The following is a 22,287-nucleotide window of genomic DNA, read 5'->3' as shown; positions in this document are numbered from 1 at the left end:
TATCACATGCAAACCTTCGAATGGGTCGACGCCAAGTCGGTGCAGCAGGCCGCCAACCTGCTGGCGGAGACGAAGCCGGACCGGCTCGTGATGGCCAAGGCGGGCGGCATGGATCTGCTGGACCTGATGAAGGAAGGCGTGATCGCGCCGGCGCGGTTGATCAACCTGAAGACGATCGACGGCCTGCGCGACATCAAGGTCGACAAAGACGGCCTGTCGCTCGGCGCGCTCGTCACGCTGCATCGCATCGACAACGACCCGCAGATCCGCCAGCAATACGTCGCGCTCGCCGAAGCCGCCGGTCATGCCGCCACACCGCAGGTACGCAACGCGGCGACGATCGGTGGCAACCTGCTGCAGAAGCCGCGCTGCTGGTACTACCGGCACGACCACTTCCACAACGTGGAAGGCGATGCGCTGGAACGCGTGAAGGCCGGGCAGAACCAGTATCACGCGATCTTCGACAATAACGAGACCGCCATGGTGCAGGCCAGCACGCCCGCGACCGCGCTCGTGGCGTACGATGCCGGTGTCGAACTGACGGACGGTGACGGCAAGACGCGCAGCGTGAAGCTGACCGACTTCTTCCTGCCACCCGACATGCAACGGCCGGTGGATGCGAAGATCGAGCCGGGCGAGGTGCTGACGCGCGTGCTCGTACCATCGCTGCCTGCCGGTGCGAAGGCGGCGTATCACAAGCAGACCGAGCGGGAGAGTTACGACTGGCCCATCTGCGATGTCGCGGTGGTGATGGTGATGGACGGCGACAAGGTTGGCAGCTGTTCGATCGTGATGGGCTGGGTCGCGCCCGTGCCCCGGCACGCGACGGCCGCCGAGGAAATGCTGGTCGGCCACCCGATCACCGAAGACCTCGCCCGCCGGGCCGCCACCGCGGCGGTGCAGGGCGCGACGCCGTTGTCTAAGAACGGGTATAAGGTGGCGCTGCTGGAGACGGTCGTTCGCCGGACGATTCTGAAGGCGGCGGAGATGGCGTGAATGGACCGTAGCATGGGCGTCTCGCCCATGACCGCGATGACGCCGGAAGCTGGTTTTTGTTCTGACCGCCCCGGTCGAAGCGGTCTGCCATCAATGCTATTGTTCGTCCCGTCCACAGTCATGGGCGAGACGCCCATGCTACGTGCCGAAGATGCAATTGCCTTCGCTACCAGATTCGCAGCGCCCCACCGTTTGCCGCCGGCTGCGGTCGAAGGGGACGCCGGGGGTGACGTACTCGCCGTCGGTGGATTTCGACGCCGGCTACATCTCCACCGCCACGTTTTGGTGTTTAGCGACCGCCGACGCCACCGGGCCGGACGATTCGTACGTCCACCCGCACGTTTGCGTCCACCCGCGCATCTGCTTCACGCCCCCACCGGCAGCAGACGAACCGAAGGAGGGCAGCGACGATGCGGCATGAACTGCCCGCCATGATCGCGCTGGCCGAGCGCCTGCTGAACGCCGGCGAGCCGGGCACGCTCGCGACGCTGTTCGCGTCGCGCGGCTCCACGTATCGGCCGCTCGGCTCGATGATGGTCAGCGGCCCGCCCGGCCTGATCGCCGGTGGCGTGAGTGGCGGCTGCCTGGAGGAATACGTCGCGCGGCACGGCCGATCGCTTACGCAACATCAACCCGCCGAGGTGCTCAGCTTCGCGGCCGACCCGGATGGTGACGACGGCAAACCGATACTGGGCTGCGGCGGGTCGATCGAGGTGCTCGTCGAACGCCTGACGCCAATCCACCTCGACCTGCTGCGGCAGCTGCAAGTGGCCCACGATGCCGACGCGCCTTCGCTGCTCGCCTGCACGCTAGACGTATCCGACGGCCACCCCACCGCGCTCCGCCAGTGGCTGACGGCAGGTACCGACATCGATCATCAGGCCGTTCGCACGTTGGCTGCACGGGCGGCGAGCGACGCCCGAAGCAGTCACGGGCCAATCAGCGATAACACGAGCGTGCTGGCCCACTACGTCCCGCCGATCACGCGGCTCGTCATCTGCGGCGGTGGTGACGACGCTCGGCCGCTCGCCGACATCGCCCGTTCGCTCGGCTGGCATGTGAGCGTAATCGATCGCCGGGCGCGATTGGCGACGGCAGATCGGTTCACGTCCGCCGATCAAGTGCAGGCGGGCCCGTGGGAAGACGTGCTGCGGGCCGTTCGGCTGACGCCGCGCACCGCGGTGGTGTTGATGACGCACAGCCTGCCGGACGACGTCGCGATCCTGCCCCTGCTGGCAGCGCGGCCGCTGGCGTACGTGGGGTCGCTCGGCCCACCGCATCGTCGGCAGTGGCTGATCGAACAGGCGAGCGAGATCGCCGGGTTGCCCGCCGACTTCATCGCACGCTTCCGCGGGCCGATCGGGCTGAACCTGGGCGATCGCTCGGCCGCGGGCATCGCGGTGGCGGTGGTGGCCGACATCATGGCAACGTTGAACGATTGCGACGCCCGGCCACTGTCGCAAGCGTTGCCAATAGCGCTGCCGGGCCGGCACCCATCGCTGGTGCGCAATGCCTGACGACCTGCTGATCGCCATCCTCGCCGCGGGCGCATCGCGGCGATTGGGGCAACCGAAACAACTGGTATCGCTGAACGGCGAGACGCTGCTGCACCGGCAATGCCGCGTGGCCCACGAGTCGGGCCTTGGCCCCGTTGGCGTTGTGCTCGGCTGTCAGTTCGATGCGTGCGCCACCGCGATCGCCGACTTGCCGGTGGCGGTTGTTCGAAACGAACAATGGGAAGAAGGTTTGGCCGCCTCGGTGCGATGCGCCGCCCAAGCAGCCATCGACGGTGGCGCGGCCGCCCTGATGTTGCTGCAGTGCGACCAGTACCGCATCACGTCCGCGGACCTTCGTTCGCTCCATCACGCGTGGCGGGCGACGCCGGCGAACGCGTGCTTCTCGGCCGATGGTGATTACGTGGGACCGCCCGCGATCGTGCCGGCGGCGATGTTTCCGGATCTGCTTTCGCTGCGCGGCGAACAGGGCGCTCGCGCCATCTTTCGCAACGGAACCCGTGCGTCGCCGGCTTACGTCACGCTGCCGAACGCATCGTTTGACTTGGACGATGCGGCGCAGCTGAAGGCATTGCTGGCGGTGAAGCCAAGCGTAAGCAGTTGATGAAGCACGAATTCAACCCGACATCCTGAGCACGAAGCGCGGCCGTGTCCGCTCCGACCGTGGCATGGGCGTCTCGCCCATGCGTGTCGTGAGGCCAGACAATAAGATTTGAGCCTATGGCTTGGCCAGCGCACCAGCCAGTAAATCGCATTTCCCGTTCCAGGCCACAGGCATGGGCGAGACGCCCATGCCATGGTGAAGGCGAACGCGCCCTTTGACAGCCTCTCAGGATGACCCGGGCGTTTGGGGATGCCTCAACCGTCAGAAACAATCACCGCATGCGCCCCGCGAGGCTGGCGACCATGGTGATGAGTTCGGTCGGGTCGACGGGTTTTACCACGTGCATCTGGTAGCCGGCGCGGATCGCCTTCACGCGATCCTCGGCACGGGCGTAGGCGGTCAGGGCCAGCGCGGGCAGGTTGCCGCCTTGGGCGGGGCCCATCGCGCGCACCTGGCGGATCAGGGAGTAGCCGTCCTCGTTGGGCATGCCGATGTCGCTCACGAGCACGTCGGGCACGGCGCGCGCAAATTCGGCCATCGCAGCGTCGACCGACGATGCGATGCTCACCTGGGCGCCGCACTCGTCCAGCAGGCGTTTCACCAGCGCTCGCGCGTCGGGCTCGTCGTCCACCACCAGCACGCGCACGCCGGTCAGGTTCTGGCAGGCCTCCATCATGCGATCGAAGTCGGGCCCACCGGTCGGATGGCGGCGTTCGGCGTCCGAATCGGTCTCGGGGTGCAGCGCGGTCAGTGGCAGCGAGACCGCGAAGGTCGTGCCGCTGTCGCGACCGGCGCTGTTCACGCGCACGGTGCCGCCGTGCAGTTCGACGAGTTGCTTGACGATGCTCAGGCCCAGCCCCAGGCCACCGAACTGGCGCGTGGTGGACGAGTCGGCCTGGCGGAAGCGGTCGAAGACGTAGGGCAGGAAGTCGGGTTCGATGCCGATGCCGGTGTCGACCACGCTCAGTTCGACGTGCGAATCGACGCGCTGCAGCACCAGCTGCACGCGCCCGCCGCGCGGCGTGAACTTCAGCGCGTTGCTGAGCAGGTTCCAGATCACCTGCTGCAACCGGTTGGGGTCGCCGCTGACCGGCCCGGCCGCCGGGTCGATCACCACCACCAGGCGCACGCCCTTGGCGTTGGCGGCTGGCCGCACCGTCTCGACGGCGCTGTTCACGACGTTCGCCAGGTTCACGCGCTGCACGTCCAGCCGCACCTTGCCACTGATGATGCGGCTCATGTCGAGCAGGTCGTCGATGATCTGCGACTGCGCCCGCGCGTTGCGGTCGATCGTCGCCAGGCCCTCGGCTAAATCGCTCGGGTCGGACGTGCCGCTGCGCAGGATCTGCGACCAACCGACGATCGCGTTCAACGGCGTGCGCAGCTCGTGCGACAGCGTGGCGAGGAAGTCGTCCTTCATTTGCCCCTGGCGTTCCAGTTCAGCGCGGGTCGCGCGCTCGCTGGCCAGCAGGCGCTCGTTCTGTTCCTGAAGCAGCTTCTGGTCGTGCACGTCGGTGCAGGTGCCGAACCAGCGCACGACCGTTCCGTCCGCGTCGCGAATCGGCAACGCGCGGGCCAGGAACCAGCGGTACTCACCGCTCGCGCCGCGCACGCGGAACTCAACGGTGTAGTCGTCGCCGGTCGTCAGGCTGCGCTTCCACGAATGGTAGGTGCCGGGCAGGTCGTCCGGGTGGACGTAGCGGTCCCACGTGGCATGGGCGATCGCGTGCGCGGGCAGGCCGATGTAGGCAAACCAGCGGCTGTTGTAGTAGTCCAGCGTGCCGTCGGGCTGCGCGGCCCACACGATCTGCGGCATGGCGTCGGCCAGCAGGCGGAAGTTCGCCTCGCTCTGCAGCAGCGCGCGGGCCGTGCGGGCGCGCTCGATGTACGCCCACGATCGCTCGACGACCGCTTCGATCAGCGAGATCTCCTCCTGCTGCCAGCGGCGCGGCGTGGTCTGGTGCACCGCCATCATCGCCGCCAATCGTCCACCGCGGATCAGCGGGCAGCAGACGATCGCCTTGATGCCGATCGCGTTGAACATCTCGGCCCCCTCGCCGGAAGGCAGCTCCCCGTCCACGTCGTGCACGATCAGCGTGCGCCCCTCGCGCTGGTCGCTGGCGGCGCGCGGGCCGAAGAGCGACAGCACGTAATCGCCGGTGGTGCTTGCGCAGCCGTCCACGTAATCGTGGCGAATCGTGAAGTGTTCCTGGTCCGGCGCCACTTCCGCGTAAGCGCATCGGCTGACGGCCAAGTGCTGACCAAGGTCGCGCGCGATCACCGCCATGACCGACTCGGGGTCGGTCAGGTCGCGCGTGGCCTCGCTGAGCTCGCTAAGGAAGCGGAAGCGCGCCTCGCTGGCGCGCAGCGCCTGCTCGGCGACCTTGCGATCGGTGATGTCGGCGGCGGTGCCGACGAAGTTCAGCAGCCGGCGGTTCGGGCCGTCACCGTCGAAGTAGGCCTTGCCCGATGACGCGATCCAGCGGATGCTGCCGTCCGTGCGACGCACGCGATATTCCGCGCGGTACGGCTGCGGGTCGACCGGGTCGATCGCGGCCTTCACGGCCGCATCCACGCGCGGGCGGTCCTCCGGATGGATGCGGGCCATCACGCCCTGGTAGGTCATCTCCTCGTCCGGCTCCATGTAGATCGCGCGCACGCGGGCGTCCCAGTCGACGTTGCGGTTGGCGTCCATCTGCCACCAGCCCAGCTGTGCCGCGTCGAGCGCGAGCCGGCGCTGCTCGGCCGACACGCGCAAGCGCTCCTCGGCGACCTGCTGCAGCGTCTCGTCGCGGCAGAGCTTCACGAAGCCCACGACCCGGCCGCCCGCGTCGCGCAGCGCGTGCAGCACGCCGCCGGCGAAGAAGCGCGCGCCGTCCTTCCGCAAGTGCCACCGGCGGTCGTCGGCACTGCCCTGTTGCCGGGCCCTGTCGCGCTCGCGCTGGTCGCTGCCGGCCTGGCGGTCGGCCTCGGTCCAGAGGACGGTCTCACTTCGTCCGACGATCTCGGCCTCGGCGTAGCCGAACGTCCGCTCGGCGCCACTGTTCCAACTGGTCACGCGGCCATCGAGGTCGGTCGTGAAGATCGCGTGGTCCGTCACGCTTTCCAGGATGAGGCGCAGCTGCCCCTCGCTGCGCGCAAGCGCGTCCTGCGATGCCTTGCGCTCGGTGATGTCCTCCACGAGCGCGATGAGGCCGATCACCTCGCCGGCGTCGTCGCGTACGGGCGAGAGGCTCGCCTGCGCCCAGACGACCTGACCGTCCGGCCGAACGTATCGCTTTTCGTACACCGCGCTGCCGACGGCGGCCATCTCGAGGCGCTGCAGTTGGTCGATGTTGCGCTGGCGGTCGTCGGGGTGGGTGTAACGCGAGCTGTCGTTGCCGATCAGGTAGTCGGCGGGGTAACCGACGATCTTGCAGAACGCCTCGTTGGTTCGCAGCACCCGCCCCTTCAGGTCCACCAGCACCATGCCCAGCGGCGCCTGCTCGAACGCGGCGCGGAAGCGCCCCTCGCTTTGGCGCAGCAACAAGTCGGTTGGCGCGATGGCGGTGTCGCCACCGGCGGCCACGGTGGGTGGCGCGGCTTGGGGTTCGGAATCGGGTGACGTCATGTTCAGGCTAGCCTATTTCGGTGCGCGACCCATTGGCCGTCATTGCACCAAACCCACGTTGCGCCGCCGCCGCGGTGGAACCGGACGAGGGACGACCACGGTAATCATAGGCCGCGCGTCGGACAACGCCGATTCGCAGGAGGATCTACCGGGACAAAACGGGTGAAAAGCGAGGAGGGAAGAATGGGCCAGGCCGGAGTCGAACCGGCGACACTGCGATTTTCAATCGCATGCTCTACCAACTGAGCTACTGACCCGCAGATCGACACCTGGAAAACCAGTCGCCGAACACCGGGTAATGTAGCGGATTGGCCGACCGATGACAACACCCCACCCGACCGGTCGACCCTGGCTGCCCCTACGGTTCAACTACCCGAGCACGGCCGAACCGGTTACCTTGCCCGGTACCGTGCATAAGACCGTCGTCCTGAACGTCGTTGGCTTGACCCCCGATCTCATCGGCCCCCACACCCCGCGCCTGGCGGCGTTCGCGAAGGCGAATCCACCAATCGGCATCGGGCATGTGTTGCCGGCGGTGACGTGCAGCGTGCAGTCGACCTACCTGACCGGCAAATGGCCGGCGGAGCACGGTATCGTGGGCAACGGGTGGTACTTCCGCGACGAGTGCGAAGTGAAGTTCTGGCGGCAATCGAACAAGCTGGTGCAGTCGCCCAAGCTGTGGGAGATGGCCAAGGCGATCGACCCGACGTTCACGTGTGCGAACCACTTCTGGTGGTACAACATGTACTCGTCGGTCGACTACTCCGTCACCCCCCGCCCGATGTACCCCGCCGACGGCCGGAAGGTGCCGGACGTGTACACGCACCCGACCGAACTGCGCGACGAACTTCAGGCGACCTTCGGTACGTTCCCGCTGTTCCAGTTCTGGGGCCCCGCGACCGACATCAAGGTGTCGCAGTGGATCGCTGACGCCGCGATCCACACCGATCGCAAGTACGACCCCACGCTGACGCTGATCTACCTGCCCCACCTGGATTACGGCCTGCAGCGGCACGGGCCGGACCTGGCGAAGGTCGCGACGGACCTGGCCGACATCGACCGCGTCTGTGGCGGGCTGATCGACCACTACCAAGGCAAGAACGCGCGGATCGTCATCCTGTCCGAGTACGGCATTTACCCGGTAAGTCGGCCGATCCACATCAACCGGCTGTTCCGCGAGCGCGGGTGGATCGCCGTTCGGCGTGAGATGGGCCGGGACGTGTTCGACGCCGGCGCAAGTCGGGCATTCGCAGCCGTCGATCATCAGCTGGCGCATGTTTATGTGAATGATGGGTCGATCCTGAACGACGTGCGGGCGCTGCTCGAATCGACGCCCGGCGTGGCGCAGGTGTTAGACCGCGACGCCCAGCAGGCCGTCCATCTAAACCACGACCGCAGCGGCGAACTGGTCGCGGTGGCGGACCACGATGCGTGGTTCACCTACTACTATTGGCTGTACGATGCCGACCGGCCCGACTATGCCAACACGGTCGACATCCACCGCAAGCCGGGCTACGACCCGGTCGAACTGTTCCTGGACCCGGCCATCCGCAACCCGAAGCTGAAGATCGGGCTGACGCTGGCAAAGAAAAAGCTGGGGATGCGGACGTTGATGGAAGTCATCCCGACCGACGCGACCTTGGTCAAAGGATCGCACGGTGTTGCGCCGCGGCGCGCTGGGGAAGGACCCATGTTAATGACGAACGCGCGAAAAATCGGCGTGTCGGAGATGCTGCCGGCGACCGACGTCTGCAACGTCTTAATGCGCCACTTAATAGACTAAATTAGGCCGAAATGCCGGATAATGCCGCGAGTTCAACCGGCAAAAATCCGCCCCACCACCAACGTAAACGGCCGGGCAAACTGTCCGTTGCGACACCTCGTGAAACACGAGGCATCGCAGTGAACTGTCTGCCCGACCGCGAGTGTCAGGAATCCGATATAAAGAATCGCTTAGTAGCGATCGGCGTTCTCGAGAATGCTGCCGGGACGAGCATAGCGTTCCCAGGCATTGCCGTGGCACTTGGGGCAAAGACGCGGTGCGACAACTGAGTCATCCGGCTCGTACCCGCAGGAACGGCACTGAATCGTGAAAACCATCACGTTCGCACTGATGCGGGGAACCGCTTCGTACGTCGGGAACTGCCCTTGCGCCGCGAATTTATCCATCCCGATCGACATATAAGTCTCCTTCAACTGAAGCTTTACAATCCGTTAATCTGTCGTCGCCAGCCGTTAGCTGAGAGACATAGATCAAAGGCTGTACCAGACGCGCCGAACGGCCGAACTCCCTGAGTCCGCCCCCCAAGAAACGCGTTTCTGAGCCGTCTTTGACAGATTGGCGCATTATGAACCCCGACAGGATGCCGCAGACGCGGCAGCGTGTCGTGGTTCGTTCAGTTTGTCGTGGTAAAGCAGGTAAAATATAGGGCGCGGAGCTGCGTACCCAATTGCGGAGCGGCGCAGATTAGTTGAAATTAGAGGAGTCGAGCGTAAGCAACCTGATCGCTTGCCGTTGGCAAAACTAGACGCATTCGTCTGCAAAACGTAAGCGACAGTCAGAACTGGCCCGATGCGCCTGACGAAGCCCCGTCATCCTGAGAGCGTGATTATTCGGTTTGGTCCCCTCTCCCGGTACTCCGGGAGGGGGTTAGGGGTGAGGGTGATTTCGATCGACGGAAAGCGCCAGCAGTTCGAAAGCACCCTCACCTGACCTCTCCCGGAGTACCAGGAGAGGGACCGGAGCGAACTCCCCCGATTCACCACCCCCTACACTTCAGTCAGCATGTCCTTCACGAACGGTTTAGCCCGTTGTTCCAACGCATACTGGCTCAGCTTCCGCTGAAGCGTGCGGACCGAGATCCCCAGCTTTCCAGCGGCGTGCGTACGGTTGCCGTTGCAGTGGTCCAAGGCCTTGGTGATCGCGAGCTTTTCCAGCTCTTCCATCGTCAGGCCAGTCGGCACTTCCTTGGGAGTGGTCGTTTCGACGGCGCTCTGCATGATGCGCTCGGGCAGGTCGTTCTCGGTCAGCAGCTCGCCGTCGGCCAGTACCATCATGCTTTCCAGCGCGTTGCGCAGCTCGCGGACGTTGCCGGGCCAGCGGTAGTTCGCCAGGCGGCGCATGACCTCTGGGGACACCCGCCGGGGGGCGGTGTGCTTGTTCTGGCTGATCTCCTTCAGGAAGTGATCGACCAGGATCGGGATGTCGTCGTTACGCGTGCGCAGCGGGGGCAGCAAGATCTGCACGACGTTCAAGCGGTAGAACAAGTCCTCGCGGAACGTGCCATCTTCCACCATCTTGCGAATGTCGCGACTCGTGGCGGCCACCACGCGCACGTTCACCTTGCGGTCCTCGTGCCCGCCCACCGGTGTCACCAGCAGCGTCTCGAGCACGCGCAGCAGCTTGGCCTGCAGGCCGATCTCGAAGTCGCCAATTTCGTCGATGAACAGCGTGCCACCGTCGGCCTGTTCAAACCGGCCAACCCGGCGATCGGTGGCGCCGGTGAACGCCCCCTTCACGTGGCCGAACAGTTCGCTTTCCACCAGCGTGGCCGGCACCGCGGCGCAGTTCACCGCGACGAACGGGCCCTTCTTGCGCGGGCTGTTGTGGTGCAACGCCTGGGCGATCAGCTCCTTACCGGTGCCGCTCTCACCCAGAATCAGCACCGTGCTATCCACCGGCGCCGCCCTGCGGACCTTGGCGAACACGTCGTTCATCTGCTTCGATTGGCCGACGATGTTGTCGAAGCCGAACTTCTGGTCGACCCGCTCGCGCAGATTGGCCAGTTCCTTGTCCTTCTGCAGCCCGTCGATCGCCCGCTTAATGGACAGGACGAGCTCGTCGAGGTTGATCGGCTTGGTGACGTAGTCGAACGCCCCCGCCTTCATCGCCTCGACCGCCGAGTTCACACTGCTGTGACCGGTGACGAGGATGAACTGCGTTTCGGGCCGCTGCTTTTTCCAGAGCTGCAACAAATCGATACCGCTGACGTCCCCCATGTAGAGGTCGCTAAGGACGACGTCGATGTTCTCTTCCAGATAGCTGAGGGCCTTATCGGCGCTTTCGGAGCCGAACACCGTGTAACCTTCCGCCTTCAGCAGTTGGCTAATCGCTCGCCGTTCCGTTTCGTTATCTTCAACAACCAGTACACGACCTTGGCTGACCATAGGGTCCTCGTTTTCAAGCGTAAAATGGCACGACTCTGACTAATCGTCATAGCATATGCCGAACACGGCGGACAACGCCAAATCTTCGCGATTGGATAAATCTGACTACTTTCACAGGAGCTACGGGGGGTGGTTGATGAGTGCCGGCGGACGGTAGCGGTACTGGTTCAGACGCTCCCCGAAACTCGCTGAGCTGCACATCAATGGTATGCCCCGCCCCCTTCGGTAGAATCGCGGTCTCATGTTCAAGCGGATCCGGGAAGCGCACATCTCGCTTGCGGCCAAGTGCCAGCTCCTGTTCGGGGGCGCGGTGGTGCTGATCATTTCAGCAGCGTTGCTGGTGCCGGGCCAACGGATCGAAGGGTTGATGAAGGACGTTGACCGCCGCGCCGCCAGCGTGCTGGCCGACCAGGCGATCCGCGATCACATCGCCCATCCCACCGCGCGCTTGGACTGGCCCGACGACAGTTCCACAGTGCCCCGCAACGGCGTCCGTTTGATCGGCAGCGACGTCGATCCCGAGTCGCTCACGCGATTCGAGAGCCGTGCGCCGTCGCGGTTGCGCCGGTTGGATAAGCAGGACTTCGTTTACCAGCGTTACGACCGTGCCGACGGCATCGGATACCGCTACGCGCGTGAGCTGCGCGCGACGGTCGAGTGCCTGCGCTGCCACGCGACCGTCAGCAGTCTTGCAACTACCGCGCCAGCGGCACGTGTCGGCAACGCAAATCCGACGACCGCAGCGGTGCCACCCAGCACCCTGTCCGCCGGCCAGCGGGTTCTCGCGAGCGCCGCGGTGAAGCCGACGACGCGCGGCACGCTGCTGGGCATCGTCAGCGTCGACATCGAATCGCAGTTGAACGACAACCAGATGCTGCTGAACCGCGTGCTGCTGCTGGCGGCCGGCCTGTTTGCGGGCACGCTGGCGATCATCGTGCTCTACCTGATCATCACGCGCCTTATCCTGCAGCCCGTGCGCGTGCTGCAGGAGACGGCCGAGAAGGTCAGCAGTGGCGACCTGAACATTCGATCCGACATCAGCACCGGCGACGAATTTCAACAGCTGTCGGAGACGTTCAACACGATGCTGTCGAACCTGAAGGGCAATGCCGACCAGCTGCGCGCGATCAACAAGAGCCTCGACCTGAAATTGGGCCAGATGGCCGAGAGCAACGTGGCGTTGTACGAGTCGAACCGGTTGAAGAGCGAGTTCCTCGCCAACGTCAGCCACGAGCTGCGCACGCCGCTCAACAGCATCTTGGGCTTCGCCGAACTGCTGAAGGACACGACCCCCACCGACGCCAAGAGCACGCGCTACGTGCAGAACATCGCCCAGAGCGGCCGCAACCTGCTGGACCTGATTAACGACCTGCTGGACCTGGCCAAGATTGAGGCCGGCCGGATGGAGGTGCGATCGGAACCGCTGAGCCTGAGCGATTTGTTCGAGGGCCTGGCGAACATCCTCAAGCCGCTGTGCGAGCCGAAGAAACTCTCGATCGACATCGACGTGCCCGCCGGCATCCCGATCCTGCAGAACGACCCGGCCAAGCTGCAGCAGATCCTCTACAACCTGCTGTCGAACGCGATCAAATTTTCCCCCGCTGGCGAGCGCATCGACCTCACCGCGCGGCTCGACGGTGACGGCGTACGCGTCGCGGTCGCCGACCGTGGCATCGGCATCGAACCGGAAAAACAGCAGATGATCTTCGAGAAGTTCCGCCAGATCGACGGCAGCGTCACCCGCCAACACAGTGGCACGGGCCTGGGCCTGGCGATCTCCAAAGAACTGGCCACCCTGCTCGGCGGCGCGCTCGGCGTCGAAAGCGAACCCGGCAAAGGCGCGACCTTCTGGATCAAACTTCCCCTGCGCATCGACAGCGGCGCCAAGGACGTCCGCCGACAACCGACGATGGTTTAATGCGCTCGTCGATCCAAGGCAACGGAAACCCACGGCCGCGAAGAATCCCCCCTCTTCTGTTGGACAGGCATTCCTGCCGGTCTCTCCCCCCGTAGTCTTCTCCTCTTTCTTCTGTGGCACAGGCATTCTGGCCTGTGTCTCTTCTCTCTATTCTCTTGGTGGGACGGACATTCTTGTCCGTATCTATGCACTTGACGAAACCTCCTCATCCTGAGGCACTCCGAAGGATCTCTTCCTTCACGAAGCGAATATGGGGGGAGATCCTTCGAAGTACCTCAGGATGACGAACTGCGAGGCCCTTCGTCAAGTGCATGGGTCCGGACAAGAATGTCCGTCGTCCCACCAGGAAGATAAAAGAAAGGAAGAGACACAGGCAAGAATGCCTGTGCCACAGAAGATAGAAGAGATAATACGGGGGGAGAGACAGGCAGGAATGCCTGTCCTACAGAAGAACGACGATCACCCCAGCGAAGCCTCGGCGGCCTGAAGGATTTCCTCGTGCCTGGCCTTCACGCTTTCCACGATTGCGGGCGTGATGTGCGCATCGGCCAGCAGGCGCGCGTCGAGCGTTTGATGGGCGGCCGTCAGCGGGAAGCCGTGCGCCGTGCCGCAGCAGATCGTGTCGGCGACGTGGACGATCGTCACCAGCGTCCGGCTGTCGTCCGACAGCACCTGCGGTTGATGGTGGAAGCCCGCCACCAGCTGGCACGACCGCGGGAACTTCCACTGCTCGGCCAGGCCCATGCCCAGCTGCTGGTGGTCGACGCCGACCATCGCGCGCTCGATCTCGCAGAACGGCTGCTGGCCGGTGCGCGACGCGTCGCAGATGTTGCGCAGCTTCTCGGGCCACAGTTGAAGCGACACCAGCAGGCCCACGTCGTGAATCATGCCGGCCAGGAACGCCTCGTCGGCCAGGGAGACCTTCATCTGCTTGGCCAACTCGCGCGACGTGACGGCGACCGCGACGCAGTGCGTCCACAGGTCCTTGGCCGTGTATCCCTCGCAGAGTGTCGCGCCGCGGAACATCTGTCCGAGGCTGGCGGCGACGGCGATATTCTTCACCGCGTTCAGCCCCAGCAGCACGATCGCGCGCTCGATGCTGCCGATCTGCCCGGGCAACCCGTAGAACGAACTGTTGACGACCTTCAGGATGCGGGTGACCAGCGCCGGGTCGTGCGACACGATCTTGTGCAGCGCGCTGGCGGTGCTCTTGGGGTCCTCCACGGTGCGGATGATGCGCGAGGTCACCTCGGGCAACGTCGCGAGCATCGTCACCTTGCGCACGGCGTCGGACACAATGCTTTGCGATTCAGGCAGCGGTGTGGTTCCCATTCAGCGATCCTTCGAACAAACTAAGCGGCTACCTGCAGTATCGAGCAGAAACCCGCAGAGCTTAATCATCGGATTGAACCTAATTCTGACCCGCCCCGCTTTTGCGGGAAGATGCTTTCGCTCGGTCACGGTGGCCGCTAGTACGCGATCAGCTTCCGCAGCAACCGGTTGTTGATCATCAAGCGATCCAGCGCTGCCGCGATGCGAACCCCCGCCCGCCCGCCACCATACGGATGCGTTTTATCGGGCCTGCCTGTTCGGTCGATGGATAGCGCACTTCGCACCGCCAGCGTGATCTCGCTGGCACGGAACCCGACGTCCGCCACGTTCGCCCCGCGCTCGCGACCGGCCTGACGGTCGCCGACGTTGACGACGGGTGTCCCGAGGGCGCCGGCCTCGATGATGCCGGCGCTGCTGTTGCCGACCATCACGGCGCAGCGGCGCATCAGTCCGAGAAACACGTCCCGCGGGGCGTCGGGCAGCAGGAAGTCGATCTCGGCCTGCCGCGCTTCCCAGCAACGGATGATCGGCTGCGAACCGGGGTCGCTGTTGGGGTAGATCACCACGACCTGCTCGATGCCGGCGGCCCGCGAGGCGCGCAACACCGTACTTGCGCGCGATGACTCGGTCTCGCCCGTGGCGTCGGTCGGGTGCAGCACGATTAGCGCGAACTGCCCCTCGCGCAAACCGGGGAAGCGCTCGCGCAACACCGCCATCGGCGCCGCAGCGGTCGCAATGCCATCGATGCCCGGCGCGCCGACGCGATGGATCCGCCGAGGATCTTCACCCAGCTTCACGATGCGTGCCGCACTGGCAGGCGTAGCGGGGAAGTGGACGTGGGCGAGTTTGGTGATGGCATGGCGGAGTGCGTCGTCGATCTGCCCCGCGGCCCGATCGCCACCATGGACATGGGCGACCACCCGCTGCGACACCTGCCCTGCCGCCGCCGCCGCGAAGGCCTCGACGCGATCACCGACAACGAGGACGACGTCGGTCTGCAACCGCTCGTACGTCGCCGCCAGCTTCGCCATCGCGGCGCCCGTGCGGGCCGCGACGGCCGCGGGCGTGTCAGCATCCAATGGCCACGGCACGGTCGCGTCGACCGTCCACCCGTCGCGCCGGATCTCATCGATCGTTCGTCCGTACCGCCGATGCAGGTGCATGCCGGTAGCGACGAGCTGCAGTTCTAGACTTGGATGCTGCGCGATGACCGCGAGCGTGGAGCGCATCAATCCGTACTCGGCCCGCGTGCCGGTGACGAAACAGATGCGCTTGCGAGCCGTCGCTTTCACTTCCGCCTTTCACTTTCCGACTTCGCACTTTAGATCACGCCGCGTCGCTGAGCATCTCCCACGACAGCATCGTGCCCGCGGGCACGTCGCGGCGGACGGTCTTGCCGATCGCGATCGGCCACTGCGCCGCGGGGATGCCCACGCCGGGCCGTTGCACGATCAAATCGGTTGCGCCCACGCGTTCACCGGCGCGCAGTGCGCGGGCGATCACCAGGCTTTGCCGGCTGACCTTTCGCACGTCCTGCTCGCAGTCCAGCACGCGCTTGCCCGCGGCGCCGCGCACCGTGTCTGCCAAACGAATGGCGTTCACGTACTGCGCGAAGCCGACCGGGTCGGCGCTGGCCGCGTGATCGGGCCCCGCGGCGCCGCGGTCGTAGGTGAGGTGCTTTTCCACAATGCTCGCCCCGCTCGCCACCGCCAGCGCGCCGGCGAGCGGTTCAGTCGTGTGATCCGAATACCCCACCGTGCAGCCGAACCGCGCCAGCTCGCCGATCCATCGCAAATTCGCGTCGGCCAGCGTCGTGGGGTAACTGCTGACGCAGTGCAGCAGCGCGAACGTCGCCTGCAGGTCGGTCAGCCATTCCGTCGCGATCGACACCTCGCCCATGGTCGCGGCGCCGGTGGAGACCAGCATCGGCAGGCCCGTCTCAGCGGCGCGCGACAGCAGCGGGCGGTTCACGAGGTCGGGCGAAGCGATCTTGATCGCCGGCAGGTTCAACGAGACGACCGCGTCCACGTCGTCCAACGAGAACGGCGTGGCGATCGGCACCAGCCCACGGTTGCGGATCGCGTCGACGACGCGCAGCGTGTCGAGCGTCGTCAGCTCGTACTGCCGCAGCATGGCCGCTGGTGACGCCGCGTCGACGCGCGACTTTTGATACGACGCGAACTGGGCGGCGTCGTTCATCAACCGGTCGGCCGAGAACAGCTGCAGCTTCACCGCATCCGCCCCCGCCGCCGCGGCCAGGTCCACCAGTTCCAGTGCCCGGCGGACCGACCCGTTATGGTTCACACCAATCTCGGCGATGACGAAGGTGCGGTGCTCGATCCCGATTTGTCGATCTGCGATTTGCATGGTTGTTCCGAAACTTCGATTCGTTCGTCAAGCCAGACCCAAGCGAAACTCGCCGACCGCTACGACGCCTTCCGCATCGCCTGCTGGTCGCGCAGTACCGCCTCGGCCCAGTATAGGTCGCGCTGGTGGTCGACCTCGATCACGTCGCCCTGCTCGGTGCGAACGCCCCGGCGGTCGACGCCGAAGAAGGCGTGCGGATCGTTCGGCATCGCACGGCCGCGCAACATCGACTCGCGCGATACCACCACCGCGCCACCATCGTGCAGCAGCAGCGGTTGCAGGTCTTGGCGGCGGTGGATGCTGCCGGGGTGCAATGCCTCGACGATGCCATCGTCGGACAATTTCGACATCCACGCGGGATGCCACTTGCCCACCGGGCAGAACGTGCGGACGGAATCGCAGCCGGTGCGCTCCAGCATCTCGATCGCGCGGTCAATCACGCCTTCGGTGCGCACGGGCACGTTGCCGTACAGGACGACGAGCGCGTCGGCGTGGAAGTCGCTGGTCGACTCGATCTCGTCCATCGCGTGCAGCATCGCGTCCTGCACCGACGCGTCCGACGTCGCCAGGTGAGCCGGCCGGACGACGGTATCAATGCCGACGGCCTGGGCCATGCCGCGCAACTGCGCGCAATCGGTCGAGAGCACGACGTGCGTGAGCCACAACGCCGCCTGGGCGTGGGCGAACGTGTACGAGATCACCGGCCGGCCGAGCAGCGGCAGCAGGTGCTTGCTCGGCAGGCCGACACTGCCGGCCCGCGCGAGGATGACGCCGAGCGTGTTCATACGAGTTGCGTCTCCAGAGGAGGTGAAAGTGCGATCACATCCGCGTCGCACGTCGTCGTGCTACCGTCGCAGCGCAGGTACAAGCGCAGTGGCCGATCGGCGGCATTGCGACCCATGGCGGGCGACATGTCGGCCAGTTCCAGTCGTGCCGCGCCGAGCGCCCGCGGCCCCACAATGACGGCGACGCCGAGAGCGGATAGCCACTGGTCGTACCACGCGTCCATCTCGGCCAGGTTCGCTGCCAGCTTCACGAACGTCGGCACCACCAGCGGCGTGCCACGGCCGCGCGCGGCGCGAACGGTGACGAACGTCTTCAGGTTGTCCAGCACACGCTTCATCGCATCGGTGCCCATCACCGTGGCGTACGTGTCGGGCGACAGCGCGGGCAGGAACAGGCTGACGATGTCGACCTCGCTGCTGGCCAGTTGCACGATCTGCTTCGCGTCGAACGTAGCCAGATCCGTCTCGACATGGATCGACGCCACCTTCGCCGCCCGCGCCGCTGCGACCACGTCGAACAGGATCGGGCTATCGAGCGGATCGCCACGCCCGCCGATCGTCAGGCGGATGTCGTCGGTGTGCTTCAGGTCGTTCAACAGGCCGAAGACCGCGCGCAGGTCGAGCGTTGCGCCGGCGTCGCTCGCGTCACGCACGGGCAGGTAGATCGGCGTCGTCGATCGGGTCGTGTTCAGTTCGATCGTCACATCGCGTGGTGGCGCGTCGTCGGCCGGTTCTGCAGACAACCGTCGCGCGAGCTCTTCGGCCCCGGTCGTCATCAACTGCCCATTCAGCGGATGGGCCGCCGCTGTGAAGCGGCGGGCGCGGCGATCGCTGTCGATTAAAAAGCTCTCGCGCGTCCGTGAGACGCTTGCGGGCACGCTCACGCACCCCTCGCCGCCCACGGGGTCCAGCATTGGCTGTTCGGGCATGTAGTGCAGCAACCGGCCAGGATGCGACCCGTGCGTTACCAGCGTGTTCAACAGCGCCCGCGTCACCACCGCCCCACCCAGCCCCGGGGCCGCCGCGGAGAACGTGATGCCAAGTGACGTGTTGCACGTTGCACGCTCGATCAGCGCACCGGCAATCTGTGGATCGACCATAGCGGCGCTCGGTGGCGCCAGCAGCACGGCGTCCGCTTTCAGCAAGTCAGCCAATTCAACGATCCATGGAGCGTAGAAGCCGGCGTCGAACGCGCACGTGCTGTGCAGCCCACCGCGCCAACCGTCGGACCACGTGCGGGCGACGGTGATGCGGTCCAGTTCCGGGATCGCCCGCCGAACGCCCTTGGGAAGCACGGTGACGGTGCCGGGGTCGGCGAACATTCGGGTGGCTGCCAGTTGATCATCCCAGCAGAGGATGCCGATGCCCGCGACACCGTTCGCCTTGCGCAGGCGGTCGATCGTCCACTGCAACACCGGCGCGTTGCGCAACAGCCGGGTGGCGCTGTTGGCGTCGGCCGGCTCGTGCAGCATGGATAGGATGGCGGCGACGCGCATCATGCGGCCTCGCTTCGGTGAGCCCCTTGGGCCGTCAGTTCGGTGACGATCGTCTCCATCATCGCTTGAAACGCGCCGGCGGCATCGCGCACGGCGCAGCAGTTGTCGATGTCGCGCTCGACCTGCCGCCGTTGGCGTTCGGTGCCGGACAGCTTCGACGCACTGATGCGCAGGTCGGCCTGGAATCGCTGCATCTCAGTCAGCTGCGTCATCTGCATGATCAGGTCGTAGCAGTGACCCAAGCCGTTCATCTTCGCCCGCAGCACGTCGATCGCGGCGATCGCGCGGTTCACGCGCGGCTGGTCGTCCAAGTGGTCCTTCACCTCGCGCAACAACGGCAGCGTGTCGCGCGAGATCTCCTGAATCTGCCTCGCCTCGTCGCGGCGGTTGTTCAGGCTATCGATGCACTGCTGCAACCGGTCCCACTGTGGTGGCGCGGGCTCGCGTGCGATCGCATCGAGCGGCGTTGTGCAGAACTCCCGCAGCGCCTCGGCCAGCGGCATCACCGTCGCGCCGCGCTTCAGCGCGCCGCCTTCGCTCGCATCGATCACGCGCGATCGGCTGGCACCGAAGTCGCGCTCGAACTGTTGCAGGTAGGCGTACAGGCGTTCCTCGGTGTACATCGGTCGCCCATGCACGTCGGGGATTCGCCGCAGGATATGGCGGTCGCGCACGATCTGTTCCCACTGCTTCATCTCGGGCGTGTAGAACCGGCCATATTCGGGGCGGGCGGCGTCGTCGTGACCGGTGCCGGGCACGTAAGACAGGCCGTCGGAGAAGCCCAGGTCCTGGCCGACGAAGATGATCGGATCGCACCCCAAATGCTCAGCGAGATAGAACGCCAGGTGCGCCACGGTCGCGCCGGCGGGCAGGCGGGCGCGGTCCAGCGTCATCTCGCGCAGCAGCTTGTCGGCGAAGTCGTTGCCCAGCAGCGATACTGGGCCGGGATGCATCTGGAAGATCTTGTTCGTCGCCTTCGGCTCGGCCACCAGCTCGGTCGTCAACTTGTCCGGCAGGCCCTCGAAGAAGCGCGTGCAGATATCGGAGTAATCGAGCGACGTGACGAAGTTCGGCTCGACGCCGATCTCCAGCAGCGGCTTCAGCGTCGTCTGCGCCGCGATCAGCACCGCCTGCCCGGCGGCCTGCGGCAGCAGGTGCTTGTTCTTCCGCAGGCTAGGCCCGGCCGAGACGATGATCGCCGGCTTGCACTTGTAGCGGTCCTTCAACGCGTTCACGCCTGGCACGGCTGCGTACCAGCCGAGGTTGCGCGCGATGTTCTCCGCGGTCCGCCGGCCGTTTAGCAGCAGCGTGGTGATGCTTGTGCGGCAGAGCGACGCGAACTCGTCGACCCACTGCTGATAGCTTGCGAAGAAATCCGGCGACGACTGCACGCTCGGCGAGTGTTCCAGCACCGCGGTGCCCACGTTCACCAGCGCCATGCGGTCGTTCAGCCGGGTGAACAAATCGGCCTTGTCGCCGGTGGTGAAGAACATCAAGCGCCGGCTGATCAGCAATTTCGATAAATCGCGTTGCTCGAACGCCGCCCGCAGCACCGCAAGGCGCGGCTCGAAGATGCAGAGGATCGCGTCGTCACCCGCCCGGTCGAACAGGTGCTCGATATGATAGCCAAGCCCGAAACCGTAGCAGTAGAAGACGAGCCGTTCGTTCACGTCGACGGCTTCGGCCAGCCGTTTGGCCTCGGCGAGGGGTTGGTAGCGGCTGTGCAGATAGATTCGCTGGCCGGTGGTAGATTCAACGGCCAGCGTCGGTTCGCCCGACTTCGCGAGGTCGACGCGCACACCGATATCGCCCGCAGCTTCAATGGAAGCGGCGAGCTTGGGATCGGTCGCCCAGAGCGCAGCGAGATTCGCCAGGTACGGCGCGTCGGCCGGTAGCACGTGGGCGAATGAGGGATCGGCAATTGCGGTCATCGGCACGCGTCGAGTAGAACGGCCACGGCGAAACGGGGCCCGGGCACTTCGTGCTTATCGGACGTTTGCCTTGGAAAGGTTCAATTCATCATGTCCGACATGCTGTTCGATCCCCCGTGGTGGCTGCCCTTGGGCATCATTGCCGTCGGCGCGTACCTGTTCTGGTCGGCCAATCGCAAGCAGGACACGACGCTGCGCAACGTCGGCTTGGGCGTGGTGCTGCTGGCGGTCGTTCTGATGGCAATCGGCTATTTCGTCGACACCCCCACCGAGACGGCCGTTCGGAGAACGCGGCTGCTGATCACGTCGGTCGAGGATCGTGATTGGACGACCTTCGCGTCGCTGCTGGACAGCAAGACGTCGCTTTTGGTCTATCGCGGCAAGGAACAGCTTTCGAAAGGGGCCGAGCAGACGATCGATCGCATTGGCCTGCAATCGGTGCGCATACTGGACCTCGAGGCCCGCCCGACGCAATCGCTGATCACGGTGGACCTCAGCCTGTTGAGTGAACAGGAGATCGCGCCCTACCCGTACCCGTCAAACTGGCGCTTCGAATGGCAGACGGATGGGAACGGGTGGTATTTGGCGCGCATCGTGCCGCTGCCACGGGAGAATTTCTCGCCCGATGACGTGAGCCGGAATCTGGTGCTGCCGACGCCTTAAGGCTGGCGAGCCCTGCCGAAATGCAGGACAGATGGTAGGCGGATTCCGAGCGTGGCGTCCTACGAAAGCGTGGACGCGGTTGAAGCACACCATTTGCAGTTGCAATGGCCATCGGGCGTGGTCGTGGCGGCGGTGTAGCGGGCGCTGAGGGGGCAGTGCTCGGCCGGGTCTTTGGCCTTGGCGCGCGTGGGGCAACCGCAGCCATCGGTGACGGGGTCCCGGTTCACATTCTCGAAGAACGGTTGGCCACAGTAGGAGACGCCGCGATGCACGCGGCGCAGCGGGCACTGCTCGCACAGGCTCGCCCTGGCCGCCCAGTTCACCCGCGTCGGCAACAGCCCCATCGAACGCATCCGCGATCCCGCGCTCTTGGCGGCGGCCCGGGATAAGGCGCTGAACGATCGCTCGCAACAGGTGAAGAGGCTCACAACAGGTTTATCGGACGTTGGCCCAATTCGGCTGTAGTGGAGGCGTGTGAATCAGCGATTAGTAATCATCCAACTCGTGCGTGCGCGGCGGGCGTCGGTGGAAGACGCGGTGCATCTGCGAGATCGACATCACCGCCATCATCGACGCCGCCAGCCCTGCCAATCCCAGGAACGCTGCCAGCGGATACAGGTACGGGCTGGTCGACAGCCGGCGACCGCGGAAGCCGACGCTGCGGCTGTTCAGATGTTCGTATAGCTTGGCGTCCTGCTCGGCATACTCGACGGCGGCGCCCCAGAGCTTCCACGCGGCAAACATGAGCAACAGCCCCACCACCAGCAGCGTGCCGCGGCCGATCAGCTCCCTCCGGCGTTTGACCGCGGGGTCTTCCGCAGGGCCGGGCGTGTTGAAGCGTGAGTAGGACATGGCTGGCTTTCCGCCCCTCGTCGACCGGTGTCTTTAATGGTCCCAGTAGTGA

General features: G+C 65.4%; 18 protein-coding genes and 1 tRNA gene. 7 read left to right on the top strand and 12 right to left on the bottom strand.

Translation table 11 applies throughout. From position 1 onward, the window contains the following. Nucleotides 1–6: 6 nt before the first annotated feature. The 4 genes from VGN72_23375 (at nt 7) to VGN72_23360 (ending at nt 3,114) form a co-directional block, all read left to right on the top strand. Nucleotides 7–996 (top strand): FAD binding domain-containing protein, encoded by a 990-nt coding sequence (locus VGN72_23375; protein HEV7302299.1) that lies wholly within the window; start codon nt 7–9, stop codon nt 994–996. Nucleotides 997–1,153: 157 nt separating this feature from the next. Next, nucleotides 1,154–1,417 carry a hypothetical protein gene (locus VGN72_23370; GenBank protein HEV7302298.1) on the top strand — a complete coding sequence of 88 codons (264 nt, stop codon included), beginning with the start codon at nt 1,154–1,156 and terminating at the stop codon, nt 1,415–1,417. Beyond that, nucleotides 1,407–2,513: an XdhC family protein gene (locus VGN72_23365; protein ID HEV7302297.1), complete on the top strand. Its 1,107-nt coding sequence runs from the start codon at nt 1,407–1,409 to the stop codon at nt 2,511–2,513. The genes VGN72_23370 and VGN72_23365 overlap by 11 nt, the downstream gene beginning before the upstream one ends. Beyond that, a complete protein-coding gene (locus VGN72_23360; GenBank protein ID HEV7302296.1) occupies nt 2,506–3,114 on the top strand; it encodes a nucleotidyltransferase family protein in 609 nt (202 codons plus the stop codon). Before VGN72_23365 ends, VGN72_23360 begins: the two co-directional genes overlap by 8 nt. A 271-nt stretch (nt 3,115–3,385) precedes the next feature. On the opposite strand, the gene VGN72_23355 is transcribed toward VGN72_23360, so the two are convergent. After that, the gene (locus VGN72_23355; protein ID HEV7302295.1) at nt 3,386–6,724 is read right to left on the bottom strand and encodes a PAS domain S-box protein; all 3,339 of its coding nucleotides are present in this window, start codon (nt 6,722–6,724) and stop codon (nt 3,386–3,388) included. Nucleotides 6,725–6,908: 184 nt separating this feature from the next. Then, a tRNA-Phe gene (locus VGN72_23350) sits at nt 6,909–6,981 on the bottom strand. A 62-nt stretch (nt 6,982–7,043) separates the two neighbouring features. Here VGN72_23350 and VGN72_23345 point away from each other — a divergent pair. Next, nucleotides 7,044–8,507: a nucleotide pyrophosphatase/phosphodiesterase family protein gene (locus VGN72_23345; GenBank protein HEV7302294.1), complete on the top strand. Its 1,464-nt coding sequence runs from the start codon at nt 7,044–7,046 to the stop codon at nt 8,505–8,507. A 170-nt stretch (nt 8,508–8,677) separates the two neighbouring features. On the opposite strand, the gene VGN72_23340 is transcribed toward VGN72_23345, so the two are convergent. Together VGN72_23340 and VGN72_23335 are read right to left on the bottom strand one after the other, a co-directional pair. Beyond that, nucleotides 8,678–8,905, bottom strand: coding sequence for a hypothetical protein (locus VGN72_23340; protein ID HEV7302293.1), 228 nt, complete (start codon nt 8,903–8,905; stop codon nt 8,678–8,680). Between the two features lie 588 nt (nt 8,906–9,493). After that, nucleotides 9,494–10,891, bottom strand: a complete 1,398-nt coding sequence (locus VGN72_23335) for a sigma-54 dependent transcriptional regulator (GenBank protein HEV7302292.1) — start codon at nt 10,889–10,891, stop codon at nt 9,494–9,496. Nucleotides 10,892–11,132: 241 nt separating this feature from the next. Here VGN72_23335 and VGN72_23330 point away from each other — a divergent pair, with 241 nt between their 5' ends. Continuing rightward, nucleotides 11,133–12,809, top strand: a complete 1,677-nt coding sequence (locus tag VGN72_23330; GenBank protein ID HEV7302291.1) for a HAMP domain-containing sensor histidine kinase — start codon at nt 11,133–11,135, stop codon at nt 12,807–12,809. A gap of 459 nt (nt 12,810–13,268) precedes the next feature. Here the strand turns inward: VGN72_23330 and VGN72_23325 are convergent, their stop codons facing one another. The 6 genes from VGN72_23325 to VGN72_23300 form a co-directional block, all read right to left on the bottom strand. Further along, nucleotides 13,269–14,141 carry an HDOD domain-containing protein gene (locus tag VGN72_23325; GenBank protein ID HEV7302290.1) on the bottom strand — a complete coding sequence of 291 codons (873 nt, stop codon included), beginning with the start codon at nt 14,139–14,141 and terminating at the stop codon, nt 13,269–13,271. 137 nt (nt 14,142–14,278) lie between these two features. After that, on the bottom strand, nt 14,279–15,433 hold the full coding sequence (gene neuC, locus VGN72_23320; GenBank protein HEV7302289.1) for a UDP-N-acetylglucosamine 2-epimerase: 1,155 nt from the start codon (nt 15,431–15,433) through the stop codon (nt 14,279–14,281). A 34-nt stretch (nt 15,434–15,467) separates the two neighbouring features. Continuing rightward, nucleotides 15,468–16,508, bottom strand: coding sequence for an N-acetylneuraminate synthase family protein (locus VGN72_23315; protein ID HEV7302288.1), 1,041 nt, complete (start codon nt 16,506–16,508; stop codon nt 15,468–15,470). Nucleotides 16,509–16,567: 59 nt separating this feature from the next. Further along, nucleotides 16,568–17,293 (bottom strand): acylneuraminate cytidylyltransferase family protein, encoded by a 726-nt coding sequence (locus tag VGN72_23310; protein HEV7302287.1) that lies wholly within the window; start codon nt 17,291–17,293, stop codon nt 16,568–16,570. Continuing rightward, on the bottom strand, nt 17,290–18,792 hold the full coding sequence (locus tag VGN72_23305) for a hypothetical protein (protein HEV7302286.1): 1,503 nt from the start codon (nt 18,790–18,792) through the stop codon (nt 17,290–17,292). Before VGN72_23305 ends, VGN72_23310 begins: the two co-directional genes overlap by 4 nt. Beyond that, entirely contained in the window at nt 18,789–20,720 is a 1,932-nt protein-coding gene (locus VGN72_23300) for a 6-hydroxymethylpterin diphosphokinase MptE-like protein (protein ID HEV7302285.1), read from the bottom strand. Before VGN72_23300 ends, VGN72_23305 begins: the two co-directional genes overlap by 4 nt. 90 nt (nt 20,721–20,810) lie before the next feature. On the opposite strand from VGN72_23300, the gene VGN72_23295 reads away from it, so the two are divergent. Further along, a complete protein-coding gene (locus VGN72_23295) occupies nt 20,811–21,383 on the top strand; it encodes a hypothetical protein (GenBank protein HEV7302284.1) in 573 nt (190 codons plus the stop codon). A gap of 59 nt (nt 21,384–21,442) precedes the next feature. Here the strand turns inward: VGN72_23295 and VGN72_23290 are convergent, their stop codons facing one another. Both VGN72_23290 and VGN72_23285 read right to left on the bottom strand, forming a co-directional pair. Beyond that, nucleotides 21,443–21,811, bottom strand: coding sequence for a hypothetical protein (locus tag VGN72_23290; GenBank protein ID HEV7302283.1), 369 nt, complete (start codon nt 21,809–21,811; stop codon nt 21,443–21,445). Between the two features lie 58 nt (nt 21,812–21,869). Next, complete coding sequence (locus VGN72_23285) at nt 21,870–22,235, bottom strand: hypothetical protein (GenBank protein HEV7302282.1); 366 nt, start codon at nt 22,233–22,235, stop codon at nt 21,870–21,872. Nucleotides 22,236–22,287 lie beyond the last annotated feature (52 nt).

It is taken from the genome of Tepidisphaeraceae bacterium (genome assembly GCA_035998445.1).
Classification (GTDB): domain Bacteria; phylum Planctomycetota; class Phycisphaerae; order Tepidisphaerales; family Tepidisphaeraceae; genus DASYHQ01.
The sequence above is the reverse complement of the archived record's forward strand: the minus strand, read 5'-3'. Positions and strand labels throughout refer to the sequence as shown.

What these genes read in the sequence shown, in the direction of transcription:
- VGN72_23310 (HEV7302287.1), bottom strand. Translation starts at nt 17,293, where the DNA reads ATGAACACGCTCGGCGTCATCCTCGCGCGGGCCGGCAGTGTCGGCCTG.
- VGN72_23325 (HEV7302290.1), bottom strand. Translation starts at nt 14,141, where the DNA reads ATGGGAACCACACCGCTGCCTGAATCGCAAAGCATTGTGTCCGACGCC.
- VGN72_23330 (HEV7302291.1), top strand. Translation starts at nt 11,133, where the DNA reads ATGTTCAAGCGGATCCGGGAAGCGCACATCTCGCTTGCGGCCAAGTGC.
- VGN72_23340 (HEV7302293.1), bottom strand. Translation starts at nt 8,905, where the DNA reads ATGTCGATCGGGATGGATAAATTCGCGGCGCAAGGGCAGTTCCCGACG.
- VGN72_23315 (HEV7302288.1), bottom strand. Translation starts at nt 16,508, where the DNA reads ATGCAAATCGCAGATCGACAAATCGGGATCGAGCACCGCACCTTCGTC.
- VGN72_23285 (HEV7302282.1), bottom strand. Translation starts at nt 22,235, where the DNA reads ATGTCCTACTCACGCTTCAACACGCCCGGCCCTGCGGAAGACCCCGCG.
- VGN72_23300 (HEV7302285.1), bottom strand. Translation starts at nt 20,720, where the DNA reads ATGACCGCAATTGCCGATCCCTCATTCGCCCACGTGCTACCGGCCGAC.
- VGN72_23305 (HEV7302286.1), bottom strand. Translation starts at nt 18,792, where the DNA reads ATGATGCGCGTCGCCGCCATCCTATCCATGCTGCACGAGCCGGCCGAC.
- VGN72_23365 (HEV7302297.1), top strand. Translation starts at nt 1,407, where the DNA reads ATGCGGCATGAACTGCCCGCCATGATCGCGCTGGCCGAGCGCCTGCTG.
- VGN72_23335 (HEV7302292.1), bottom strand. Translation starts at nt 10,891, where the DNA reads ATGGTCAGCCAAGGTCGTGTACTGGTTGTTGAAGATAACGAAACGGAA.
- VGN72_23295 (HEV7302284.1), top strand. Translation starts at nt 20,811, where the DNA reads ATGTCCGACATGCTGTTCGATCCCCCGTGGTGGCTGCCCTTGGGCATC.
- VGN72_23360 (HEV7302296.1), top strand. Translation starts at nt 2,506, where the DNA reads ATGCCTGACGACCTGCTGATCGCCATCCTCGCCGCGGGCGCATCGCGG.
- VGN72_23345 (HEV7302294.1), top strand. Translation starts at nt 7,044, where the DNA reads ATGACAACACCCCACCCGACCGGTCGACCCTGGCTGCCCCTACGGTTC.
- VGN72_23375 (HEV7302299.1), top strand. Translation starts at nt 7, where the DNA reads ATGCAAACCTTCGAATGGGTCGACGCCAAGTCGGTGCAGCAGGCCGCC.
- VGN72_23355 (HEV7302295.1), bottom strand. Translation starts at nt 6,724, where the DNA reads ATGACGTCACCCGATTCCGAACCCCAAGCCGCGCCACCCACCGTGGCC.